Origin of the sequence: Citrobacter sp. Cb080 (assembly GCF_030334745.1) — a bacterium.
In the GTDB taxonomy this organism is placed as follows: domain Bacteria; phylum Pseudomonadota; class Gammaproteobacteria; order Enterobacterales; family Enterobacteriaceae; genus Citrobacter; species Citrobacter braakii.
This window is the reverse complement of record NZ_JAOWDG010000062.1, coordinates 137,507-148,514: the sequence shown is the minus strand read 5'-3', so window position 1 is coordinate 148,514 and position 11,008 is coordinate 137,507. Positions and strand designations below refer to the sequence as shown.

Sequence of the window (11,008 nt, the reverse complement as noted above, 5' to 3'; positions counted from 1 at the left end):
CCACTGTTCGTCCATTTCCGCGCAGACGATGACGTCACTGCCCGGCTGTATGCGCGAGGTTACCGACTGCGGCCTGAGTTTTTTAAATGGCGGAAAATCGTGTTGAGGCCAACGCCCATAATGCGGGCGGTTGCCCGGCATCCAACGCCATTCATGGCCATATCAATGATTTTCTGGTGCGTACCGGGTTGAGAAGCGGTGTAAGTGAACTGCAGTTGCCATGTTTTACGGCAGTGAGAGCAGAGATAGCGCTGATGTCCGGCAGTGCTTTTGCCGTTACGCACCACCCCGTCAGTAGCTGAACAGGAGGGACAGCTGATAGAAACAGAAGCCACTGGAGCACCTCAAAAACACCATCATACACTAAATCAGTAAGTTGGCAGCATCACCGGCGTCAGGTTAAATCTGTGGCTGATTTTGTCCCAGGCTTATCCAATACCAGCGTAAAAAAGGTGCAACGTATATTGGTCGCATGTGATTCCGGGATGGGTTCTAGCGCAATGGGCGCTTCTGTTCTACGTAAACGACTACAAGAAGAAGGGCTCGGCTATATTAAGGTTATTAACGATTCAGCAAACCGAGTGGGTAGAGACTACGATATGGTAATTACTTTATCTGGGCTCCTTGAGCGCGCAAAATTAAGCTGTGAAAACACCGATACTGTGTTTATGACCGTTAATAACTTTATTAAGTTGAGTGATTATGACGAAACAGTTGCGTTTATAAAATCGCATAATCATGAAAACCATGAAGAGGTGCCAGCATGAGTGACATCTTTATCCCCGAGAACATTATTCTTAATGCACATGCCAACGATAAATTTGAAGCTATAACCCTTACTGGAAATATTCTGAAAATGAATGGCTATGTGACAGATAAATACGTTCAGAGAATGAAACTCAGAGAGGAGATTGTTTCAACTTATTTAGGCAATGGTTTAGCAATACCACATGGTACGGATGGTTCAGATTGCGAAATCATTAAGTCAGGCATTTCTTTAGTACAGTTTCCTGACGGTATAGACTTTGGTGATGGAAATACTGCCTATATAACCATAGGTATCGCGGGTAAAGAAGGCGAACATATGGACTTGTTAAATAAAATCGCCTTAATTTGCATTGAAGAAAAGAATGTTCAGGCATTACGAACCGCTAACTCTATAGAATATATTTTACAAGTGCTAAACATCTAAGATATACTCATTATTCTCTGAATAAAATGAGTCATTACGATGAAAGCGGCAAGACAAGATATTATTCTTCAAATACTTGAGAAAGAGAAAAAGATTGTTGTCAGTAAATTAAGTGAGCGTCTTAAGGTTTCTGAGGACACCATAAGACGCGACTTAAATGAGCTTGCGAATCAAGGAGTAATTCATCGTGTTCATAGTGGCGCAATACGCGTCGGGCCTGCCATCACTGAGTTTAATGTCCGGCAGGATCTGAACACCAATGAGAAAGTAAAGCTGGCAAAGAAAGCCGTACATTTAATTAAAGAAAATAGCGTCATTTTAATTGACGGAGGAACAACTAACTACGAACTCATAAAGCTAATACCCAAAGATTTAAAATACACTGTTGTTTCTAATAACATCCCTATTCTGCATTTATTAAGTGATTACAAGAATGTAGAGGTTATAGGATTAGGGGGCAGGCTTTATAAAAACTCTTTGGTTTTAATTGGTGCTGAAACTATTCGCGAATTAAATGCTATTCGCCCGGATATATACTTTATGGGTGTTGCGCATGTTGACAGTGAAGTCGGTGTAACTATTCCCGATCTGGATGAGTGTTATACCAAACAAAAAATGGCTGAAGTCTCTAATGAAGTTGCCATTCTTGTAACCGAAGAAAAACTTGAGACCAGATCTAATTTCGTGGTGTCCTCACTCAAGGATATAAATCATATATTCACGAGCAAGGATATCTAATAATATGAGGAGTTATAATGAAACGCGTATTAATTATAGGCGCTGGCCGCCTTGGTAAAGGCTTTGTGGGCGAAACATTTGACAATGCTGGCTGGGATATAACATTTCTGGATAAAGACCAAAGAGTTATTGATGAACTGAACCGTGAAAACAAATATACCGTTCAGGTTTTTCGTACTGATGGCATCATTTTACACGAGATCACCAACTTTAATGCTTTTTTGACCGATGACAACTATTCTGTCATGAATGACTTTCTTGAGTCGTCTGTCATTATGTGTCCACTTTATCCAGAGGATTTTGCAGAATCCGCTCAGTATCTTGGCAAATGTTTTGAGCATCAATATCATATCGACCCAAACAAAAAAATGTCATTAATTTGCCTGACAAATAAAAATCATATTATTAAAGATATTGAAGGCTGGTACCGTGACGCAATCCCATCTGCTGAAGCGCGTCAATGGTTCGACACCCACGTAGCGATCCGCGACTCAATTGTCAGACGCTCCACCGATGCCAAAACGCACTACGCAACCCAGATAGACAGCACCGCCGTTGCCTCATTGATCATTCAAACTCCTCTTTATAACGACATCAGTGGTGTGGAATGGCTAGAGCCACGCGAACATCTGGAAATGCTTAAAGACATCAAAGTATTTACCATCAATGGCCCTCACGCTACTACCGCCTGGTATGGACACCTGAAAGGTTACAAAACCATTCCTGATGCCTCAGCCGATCCTCAGGTTTCAGATTTGGCCAATGCGGTACACGATGTCACAATTACTGCGGTAATGACCGAATACCCACAAATCACGCGTGAAGCATTAAAAGATCTGGAGTACTTACCTAAAGCTAAAAACGAACTCCCGGATTCGATTCATCGTGTCGCCTATGATCCTATTCGGAAATTGGCTTATCAGGATCGCTTAATGGGTGTCGTGCAACTTTGTCTTAAACACGACCTCGATTACACCCCCCTCACAAAAGCGATCGCTTGCGGCCTTGCTTATTATGCCGAAGACGATCAAGCCTCTGTCAAACTGCAACAGAAAATGCAACGAATGGGATTGCTGACTACCGCTGCCGAAATCATTGGCTTACCTAAAAATCACCCTGTGACGCTTAATGTTGCACAGCAATATTTAGCGCTGGATGCTGAAAATTTAATTCCAACGACACAGTGTTAATTATGATGCCTGATGCCAATTGCAATGCTCGTTTCATCATAAAAAATGAGCATGGTCTACATGCTCGTCCAGGAGCAAACCTGGTTGCGACATTAAAACCCTTTAAATGTGAAGTTAAGATCGCAAATCTTGCAAGAAGTGATAAATACGTAAATGCAAAGAGTCTAATGGCTCTCATGTCCCTGGGTATAAAAAAAGGCCATGAAGTCAATATCGTATTCCTGGGTGAAGATGCCCAAATTGCATTACAAAAACTTAGCGCCGAAATCGAAAATGGTTTAGGTGAATAAGCTAATATCATTGGCGCTTATTTTTAAATAAGCGCCAACATCCGAAGATTTGGGAGCATTATGATGACCACCACCCATGATCGAGTTAAGTGGAAAGGCTATTCAGGAGTCCCCGCGTAAATATCAAACCGATGCCCTTTCGTAACTACCGCGTTCGGCGTGGCGACATTCGCCAGCGGCGGTGCGTAATCCGGGCGCTTCACTACCACACGTTTAGTGGCTAGCTGACGCGCAGGCTCCAGCAGCCCATCCGCATCCAGGTCCGGCCCCACCAACGACTGAAACACGCGCATCTCTTTTTTCACCAGCGCGCTTTTCTGCTTATGCGGGAACATCGGGTCGAGGTACACCACCTGCGGACGCGGCGTGATATCGGTTAACGCCGTCAGGCTTGAAGCGTGGATCAGTTGCAAACGTTCCTGCAGCCACGGACCGATTTCCGGGTCAGCATACCCTCGCGCCAGGCCATCATCCAACAGCGCCGCCACGACCGGGTTACGTTCCAGCATTCGCACGCGGCAGCCTACTGAGGCCAGCACAAACGCATCGCGCCCCAGCCCTGCAGTCGCATCAACCACATCCGGCAGGTAATCGCCTTTGATGCCAACCGCCTTCGCCACTGCTTCGCCGCGACCACCGCCAAATTTGCGCCGATGGGCCATCGCACCGCCAACGAAATCCACGAAGATACCGCCGAGTTTGGGCTCATCACGTTTGCGCAGTTCCAGATGTTCCGGTGTCATCACCAGCGCCATCAGGTTATCTTCATCGTGCGTAAGATTCCAGCGGGCGGCAAGAACAGATAAGGCGCCGTCTCCGGCGCCTGTTTCATCTACTAAGCAGATTTTCACGTGAATAATCAGCCTTTAATCCCGTAATGCTCCAGCATTGCATCCAGTTGCGGCTCACGGCCACGGAAGCGCTTGAACAGTTCCATCGGCTCTTCAGAACCACCACGGGTGAGAATGTTATCGAGGAACGATTGTCCGGTTTGACGGTTGAAAATCCCTTCATCTTCAAAGCGAGAGAATGCATCCGCCGCCAGCACGTCGGCCCACAGGTAGCTGTAGTAACCCGCCGCATAGCCACCAGCAAAAATGTGGCTGAAGGCATGCGGGAAGCGGCCCCACGTTGGTCCCGGCACCACGGCGACCTGCTTTTTAATTTCCGCCAGCGTTTCGAGGATTTTCGCCCCTTGCTGTGGGTTAAACTCCGCATGCAGACGGAAATCAAACAGGCCAAACTCCAGTTGACGCAGAATAAACAGCGCCGCCTGGTAATTTTTCGCCGCCAGCATTTTATCCAGCAACTCCTTGGGCAGCGGCTCACCGGTCTCAAAGTGACCAGAGATAAATGCCAGCGCTTCGGGCTCCCAGCACCAGTTTTCCATAAACTGGCTCGGCAGTTCGACCGCATCCCACGGCACGCCGTTGATACCTGAAACACCGGCGGTTTCGATACGGGTCAGCATATGGTGCAGACCGTGGCCGAACTCGTGGAACAGGGTGATCACTTCATCGTGGGTAAAAAGCGCGGGTTTGCCGTTCACCGGGCGGTTAAAGTTACAGGTCAGGTAGGCAACAGGCTTTTGCAGCGTACCGTCGGCTTTACGCATCTGGCCGACGCAGTCGTCCATCCACGCCCCGCCACGTTTATGTTCACGGGCATACAGGTCAAGATAGAAACTGCCGCGCAGTTCGTTGTTTTCGTCATACAGTTCGAAGAAACGTACTTCCTGGTGCCAGACGTCAACATCAGTGCGCTCTTTAGCAGTAATACCGTAAATACGTTTAACCACTTCAAACAGGCCGTTAACGGCTTTGTTTTCCGGGAAGTATGGACGCAGCTGCTCGTCGCTGATGCTATAGAGGTGCTGTTTTTGTTTCTCGCTGTAGTAAGCGATATCCCACGGCTGCAGCTCATCGACACCAAATTCCGCTTTCGCGAAGGCGCGCAGTTGAGCCAGCTCTTTCTCGCCCTGAGGACGGGCACGTTTCGCCAGGCCCGTCAGGAAGTCGAGTACCTGCTGCGGGTTTTCCGCCATTTTGGTGGACAGAGATTTAAAAGCGTAGCTTTCAAAGCCCAGCAGCTGTGCCAGCTCGTGGCGCAGCGCGAGGATCTCTTCCATTATCGGGCTGTTGTCCCATTTACCAGCGTTTGGCCCCTGATCAGACGCGCGAGTGGAGTAAGCGCGATACATCTCCTCACGCAGCCCCTGGTTATCACAGTAGGTCATCACCGGCAGGTAGCTTGGGATATCCAGCGTTAACAGGTAGCCTTCCTGCTGTTTAGCATCAGCCTGGGCTTTTGCAGCCGCCAGCGCGCTTTCCGGCATGCCGGAGAGTTCCGCTTCATCAGTCACCAGCTTAGTCCAGCCCATCGTGGCATCGAGGACGTTATTGCTGTAGAGATTGCCCAGCTCAGACAGGCGGGTGGCAATCTCACCATAGCGCAGCTGTTTTTCCTTCGGCAGACCAATACCAGAAAGCTCAAAATCGCGCAGCGCGTTATCGACCGCTTTTTTCTGTGCGGTGTTCAGGGTGGCGTAATGATCGCCGTCACGCAGGTCGCGGTACGCTTTGTACAGACCTTCATGTTGCCCAACCCAGGTGCTGTATTCAGACAGCAGCGGCAGCGTTTGTTCGTAGGCTTCGCGCAATTCCGGGCTATTCTTCACCGAGTTCAGGTGGCTAACCGGAGAGAAAATACGCCCCAGCACATCGTCAACTTCCGCCAACGGCTGGCAAAGATTTTCCCAGGTGTACGGCGCGCCCTGCGCAACCACTCGCTCAACGTTTTCGCGGCAATCGTTCAGCGCCTTAGTCACGGCAGGCACGACGTGCTCAGGCTGAATTTTAGAAAATGGCGGCAGTTCGAAGGGGGTCAGCAATGGATTGGTCATTAGCGCGGTCCTGTTGAAAAGAGTGAATGAAGCGCGTATCCGGCGCTGTGCATATTAATTTGTACAATGGGGTTAAGTGTAGAGGATTTCAATGCCAGGCGTTGCGCTTTCGCGGCAGTGACGACTTTTCTGTATACTGTGGTGATACGCTTTATTTTCGCCCGATATTGCGCTGTTTTCGGGCCTACGTTTATAACCTGGAACACGTTTACCCATGCTGAGTTATCGCCACAGTTATCACGCTGGCAACCACGCCGACGTCCTTAAACACACCGTCCAGAGCCTGATCATCGAATCGCTTAAAGAGAAAGAAAAACCGTTTCTCTATCTGGATACCCATGCTGGCGCAGGCCGTTATCAGCTGAGCAGTGAGCATGCCGAACGTACCGGTGAATATCTGGAAGGGATCGCCCGTATCTGGCAGCAGGACGATTTGCCTGCCGAACTGGAACCCTACATTGGCGTGGTGAAGCACTTCAACCGTAGCGGCCAACTGCGCTACTACCCCGGCTCTCCATTAATTGCTCGCCAGCTGCTGCGAGAACAGGATAGCCTGCAATTAACGGAACTGCACCCGAGCGACTTTCCTTTGCTGCGCGGCGAATTCCAGAAAGATGAGCGCGCACGCGTGGCCAAAGCCGATGGTTATCAGCAGCTAAAAGCAAAATTACCGCCGGTTTCCCGTCGCGGGCTGATCCTTATCGATCCCCCCTACGAAATCAAAAGCGACTACCAGGCGGTGGTGACCGGTATTAACGAAGGCTATAAGCGTTTCGCAACCGGCACCTATGCGCTGTGGTATCCGGTAGTTCTGCGCCAGCAAATCAAACGCATGATCCACGACCTGGAAGACACCGGTATCCGCAAAATTCTGCAGATTGAGCTGGCGGTGCGTCCGGACAGCGATCAGCGCGGCATGACGGCGTCCGGTATGATTGTAATAAACCCGCCGTGGAAGCTGGAGCAGCAGATGAACAGTGTCCTGCCGTGGTTGCACAGCAAACTGGTTCCGGCAGGAACCGGTCATACGTCGGTAAGCTGGATCGTGCCGGAGTAATCGCAGTCATCGGTGGAACCTTTTAATTTCAGGTATACAATCGCGAATATTTTGGCGGATGGCGTAACGCTTCTCCGCCCTACAATGAACATGAAGGAGCGGTCATGACCAAGCACTATGATTACATCGCTATTGGCGGCGGCAGCGGTGGTATTGCCTCCATTAACCGTGCAGCAATGTACGGCCAGAAATGCGCGCTGATTGAAGCTAAAGAGCTAGGCGGCACCTGCGTTAACGTTGGCTGCGTACCGAAAAAAGTGATGTGGCATGCCGCACAGGTCCGCGAAGCAATCCACATGTACGGGCCGGATTACGGTTTCGACACCACCATCAATAAATTCGATTGGGATAAACTGATCGCCACGCGCACCGCTTATATTGATCGCATTCATACCTCGTACGACAACGTGCTGGGCAAAAATAATGTCGATGTGATTAAAGGCTTTGCCCGCTTTGTGGATGCCAAAACCATTGAAGTGAACGGTGAAACCATTACTGCCGATCATATTTTGATTGCTACCGGTGGTCGCCCGAGCCATCCGAGCATTCCGGGTGTGGAATACGGTATCGACTCCGACGGTTTCTTTGAGCTGCCCGCGCTGCCAAAACGCGTAGCCGTTGTTGGCGCAGGCTACATCGCCGTTGAACTGGCGGGCGTAATTAACGGTCTGGGTGCACAAACGCATCTGTTCGTGCGTAAACACGCGCCGCTGCGCAGCTTCGACCCAATGATCGTCGACACGCTGGTTGAGGTGATGAACGCCGAAGGCCCGGCTCTGCATACTCACGCGATTCCAAAAGCGGTCGTTAAAAACGCTGATGGTAGCCTGACCCTGCAACTGGAAGATGGTCGTAGCGAAACGGTAGATTGCCTGATTTGGGCGATCGGTCGTGAACCTGCCACCGACAACTTCAACCTGGCGGTTACTGGCGTGAAAACCAACGAAAAAGGCTACATCGTCGTTGATAAATTCCAGAACACCAGCGTGCCGGGTATTTATGCCGTCGGCGATAACACCGGGGCCGTTGAGCTGACGCCGGTTGCCGTTGCCGCGGGCCGTCGTCTGTCCGAGCGTCTGTTTAACAACAAGCCGGACGAACATCTGGACTACAGCAACATCCCGACCGTGGTCTTCAGCCATCCGCCTATTGGTACCGTGGGCCTGACCGAGCAGCAGGCTCGCGAACAGCACGGCGATGATCAGGTGAAAGTGTATAAATCATCGTTTACCGCGATGTATACCGCTGTCACCACCCACCGTCAGCCGTGCCGCATGAAGCTGGTTTGCGTCGGTCCGGAAGAGAAGATTGTCGGTATTCATGGCATTGGTTTTGGGATGGATGAAATGCTGCAAGGCTTCGCGGTCGCTCTGAAAATGGGCGCAACCAAGAAAGACTTTGATAACACCGTTGCCATTCACCCAACGGCATCTGAAGAGTTTGTCACCATGCGTTAATCGCGCTTCAGGAATGTTAAAGGGCAAAGAGGGGTTAGCTCTTTGCCCTTAGTTACGTTTCCGCTATCAGTTCAGCAGTTGCAGCAGATAGCGGATCAGCTCCAGCAACGCGATTAACGCTCCCAGAACGATGATTGCTTTATCAATCACCCGTTTTCTCCATCAGATGGAGTGAGAATGCATCCGCTTACTCATCCATTGCCTGTCACGGCGCATGTCCCAGTGTTAGATGATGGAACTCTCACTCCGGCCAGAGCATCGGCCAACGGCACCACCCGTACAGCCGATCAGGACTTAGAAAGCGTTTAGCGCGCGTCCGGAATGAAAATGCTTCAGAGCTAACTGGATAAGTATACAGTTATTTTAATCAAAACAACCAGCGTATTCTTGCAATACTACCGGTAAGGTAATACGATTGAAGCGTTAGATGATGGAACTCTCACTTCGGCCAGAACCACCAACTCGGGCTGAAGCGTAAAAAAACCGACGTGAAGTCGGTTTTTTTACGTCCGAATCTGGACCTGAGAGACATTATTTACCCTGCATATACGGTGTATATACCCCATTAAGGCTTTCGAGGAATGCCACGATATCGTCGATATCTTCCTGCGGTAGTTCTTTACCCACCTGATAACGCAGCATAAGTTTTACCGCGCCGTCGAGCGTAGGCACATCACCGCGATGGAAATAAGGCGCAGTCAGCGCAACGTTACGCAATCCAGGGACTTTCTGACGCAGCTTGTCACGTAATTCATTGGTGACGTTCATGCGGCCAATATCTGCAGCAGTGACCTCGCCGAAATTAAAGTCCTTTTTCAGCCCCAATGGCTCAAATGAACGTCCGCCTAAAATAATACCGCCATGACAGGTCGCGCACTTATTATCTTTAAACAACTGATAGCCATGTTTTTGCTGAGCGGTTAAGGCCGCTTCATCACCACGCAGCCATTTATCAAACGGCGAATTTGGCGTAATCAGCGTTTTCTCAAACTCAGCAATCGCATCGGTAATATTATCCCCACTGAATCCCTGCGGATAAACGGCAATGAACTCTTGCTTAAGTTGCGGATCCTTGTCCAGTTTCTGGATAATTTCATCCCAGGATTTAGACGCCATTTCGATAGGGTTCAACGGTGGACCACCGGCCTGCGCCTGCAATGTTGGCGCACGGCCATCCCAGAATTGCTCAACGTTAAAGACCGAGTTAAATACCGTTGGCGCATTGATAGGGCCAACCGCGCCGCCTACACCGATTGACGTTTTCCGGCCATCCACGCCGCCCGCATTCAGGGCGTGACAGTGCGCGCAAGAAATCGTGCTATCGCCGGAAATACGCGGGTCATGGTAAAGCGTAAAACCAAGCGCTACTTTGCGGGCATCGGTCGGGATGCTTTCCGGTATCGGCTGTACAGGTTCATTACGATGCTGCGTGGCAGTATCGTTACTGGCGTAGTACTGCTCACGCTGTTTCGCAATCCAGCCCAGGATCTCTGCTCGCTCCGTATCGCTTACCTTGCCAGCCCAGTGCAGTGCGGTATAACGCGTCGGCGGCATGGTCTCGTATTGCATCACCCACTCAATTTTATTCAGATCGCTTTGCGAAACGGGTTTATCCGCGACCAGCGCCGCACGAACGGCCTCCAGATTGAATGATTTGTATCCCAGTTGAATATCGTAATTCATCAACTGCTTAGCGACGGGAAAAGAAGAATAGAAAGGTAATTCAGCCGAAGGAGTGTGACAATAATCGCATCCTTTTTCACGTAAGAACCCTAGTACTTTATTATTTTCTTCCAGCGTAGAGGCCTGAACATCAGCCTGTTTACTCCGTTGATTATCGTGATACCACACATAACCGGATAATCCAAAATAACAAATCGCGACGCCAGCTATGGCAATCACGGTAAGACGGGTAATGATTTTCATTATTTTACCCTCACCGTTGTGAGTTATTGTGACCCAGAAAATTAGAATAATTAATAGACAGTCTTTGTCAGACCTGACCATCATAGGAAATGAGGGGATTACTATTTTGATAAGTATCAAGCAATTACATGGAGGAGAACTATCGATAGAATAGCCTGTGCCTATTATAGAGTTAAACGTTACCAGGTTGTGTTCACACCTCGTTGCAATCGAATGTTCTGAAAATAGAATATCCTCAGGTTGTGCAGAATTCGGA

General features: G+C 49.4%; 11 protein-coding genes and 1 pseudogene. 7 read left to right on the top strand and 5 right to left on the bottom strand.

All coding sequences use genetic code 11. The annotated features are described in order from the left end of the window. A pseudogene (locus OGV38_RS11190) lies at nt 1-335 on the bottom strand (IS1-like element IS1B family transposase); the annotation flags it as partial. 72 nt (nt 336-407) lie between these two features. Here OGV38_RS11190 and OGV38_RS11185 point away from each other — a divergent pair. From OGV38_RS11185 to OGV38_RS11165, 5 genes are read left to right on the top strand one after another with little or no spacing between them, the layout of a single operon-like run. Next, nucleotides 408-767 (top strand): PTS sugar transporter subunit IIBC family protein, encoded by a 360-nt coding sequence (locus OGV38_RS11185; protein WP_286473308.1) that lies wholly within the window; start codon nt 408-410, stop codon nt 765-767. Then, nucleotides 764-1,192 carry a PTS mannitol transporter subunit IIA gene (locus tag OGV38_RS11180; protein WP_016157693.1) on the top strand — a complete coding sequence of 143 codons (429 nt, stop codon included), beginning with the start codon at nt 764-766 and terminating at the stop codon, nt 1,190-1,192. Before OGV38_RS11185 ends, OGV38_RS11180 begins: the two co-directional genes overlap by 4 nt. A gap of 39 nt (nt 1,193-1,231) precedes the next feature. After that, nucleotides 1,232-1,930: a DeoR/GlpR family DNA-binding transcription regulator gene (locus OGV38_RS11175; protein WP_286473306.1), complete on the top strand. Its 699-nt coding sequence runs from the start codon at nt 1,232-1,234 to the stop codon at nt 1,928-1,930. A gap of 17 nt (nt 1,931-1,947) precedes the next feature. Next, nucleotides 1,948-3,120 carry a mannitol dehydrogenase family protein gene (locus OGV38_RS11170; RefSeq protein ID WP_286473304.1) on the top strand — a complete coding sequence of 391 codons (1,173 nt, stop codon included), beginning with the start codon at nt 1,948-1,950 and terminating at the stop codon, nt 3,118-3,120. Nucleotides 3,121-3,122: 2 nt separating this feature from the next. Continuing rightward, a complete protein-coding gene (locus tag OGV38_RS11165; RefSeq protein ID WP_029139725.1) occupies nt 3,123-3,410 on the top strand; it encodes an HPr family phosphocarrier protein in 288 nt (95 codons plus the stop codon). A 98-nt stretch (nt 3,411-3,508) separates the two neighbouring features. On the opposite strand, the gene rsmJ is transcribed toward OGV38_RS11165, so the two are convergent. Then, complete coding sequence (rsmJ, locus tag OGV38_RS11160; protein ID WP_094761590.1) at nt 3,509-4,261, bottom strand: 16S rRNA (guanine(1516)-N(2))-methyltransferase RsmJ; 753 nt, start codon at nt 4,259-4,261, stop codon at nt 3,509-3,511. An 8-nt stretch (nt 4,262-4,269) separates the two neighbouring features. Further along, nucleotides 4,270-6,312 (bottom strand): oligopeptidase A, encoded by a 2,043-nt coding sequence (gene prlC / locus OGV38_RS11155; protein WP_104652229.1) that lies wholly within the window; start codon nt 6,310-6,312, stop codon nt 4,270-4,272. A gap of 214 nt (nt 6,313-6,526) precedes the next feature. Here prlC and OGV38_RS11150 point away from each other — a divergent pair, with 214 nt between their 5' ends. Both OGV38_RS11150 and gorA read left to right on the top strand, forming a co-directional pair. Then, nucleotides 6,527-7,369: a 23S rRNA (adenine(2030)-N(6))-methyltransferase RlmJ gene (locus OGV38_RS11150; protein ID WP_016154881.1), complete on the top strand. Its 843-nt coding sequence runs from the start codon at nt 6,527-6,529 to the stop codon at nt 7,367-7,369. A 104-nt stretch (nt 7,370-7,473) separates the two neighbouring features. Beyond that, nucleotides 7,474-8,826 carry a glutathione-disulfide reductase gene (gorA, locus tag OGV38_RS11145; RefSeq protein ID WP_019078096.1) on the top strand — a complete coding sequence of 451 codons (1,353 nt, stop codon included), beginning with the start codon at nt 7,474-7,476 and terminating at the stop codon, nt 8,824-8,826. 66 nt (nt 8,827-8,892) lie between these two features. On the opposite strand, the gene dinQ is transcribed toward gorA, so the two are convergent. Beyond that, nucleotides 8,893-8,976 carry a damage-inducible type I toxin DinQ gene (dinQ, locus tag OGV38_RS11140; protein WP_003837776.1) on the bottom strand — a complete coding sequence of 28 codons (84 nt, stop codon included), beginning with the start codon at nt 8,974-8,976 and terminating at the stop codon, nt 8,893-8,895. Between the two features lie 381 nt (nt 8,977-9,357). After that, on the bottom strand, nt 9,358-10,752 hold the full coding sequence (locus tag OGV38_RS11135; protein ID WP_016157700.1) for a cytochrome-c peroxidase: 1,395 nt from the start codon (nt 10,750-10,752) through the stop codon (nt 9,358-9,360). Nucleotides 10,753-11,008: the final 256 nt, after the last annotated feature.

Excerpts from the sequence above, each read along its gene's own strand:
- OGV38_RS11180 (WP_016157693.1), top strand. The coding sequence starts at position 764 with ATGAGTGACATCTTTATCCCCGAGAACATTATTCTTAATGCACATGCC.
- OGV38_RS11135 (WP_016157700.1), bottom strand. The coding sequence starts at position 10,752 with ATGAAAATCATTACCCGTCTTACCGTGATTGCCATAGCTGGCGTCGCG.
- gorA (WP_019078096.1), top strand. The coding sequence starts at position 7,474 with ATGACCAAGCACTATGATTACATCGCTATTGGCGGCGGCAGCGGTGGT.
- OGV38_RS11150 (WP_016154881.1), top strand. The coding sequence starts at position 6,527 with ATGCTGAGTTATCGCCACAGTTATCACGCTGGCAACCACGCCGACGTC.
- prlC (WP_104652229.1), bottom strand. The coding sequence starts at position 6,312 with ATGACCAATCCATTGCTGACCCCCTTCGAACTGCCGCCATTTTCTAAA.
- OGV38_RS11170 (WP_286473304.1), top strand. The coding sequence starts at position 1,948 with ATGAAACGCGTATTAATTATAGGCGCTGGCCGCCTTGGTAAAGGCTTT.
- OGV38_RS11165 (WP_029139725.1), top strand. The coding sequence starts at position 3,123 with ATGATGCCTGATGCCAATTGCAATGCTCGTTTCATCATAAAAAATGAG.
- OGV38_RS11175 (WP_286473306.1), top strand. The coding sequence starts at position 1,232 with ATGAAAGCGGCAAGACAAGATATTATTCTTCAAATACTTGAGAAAGAG.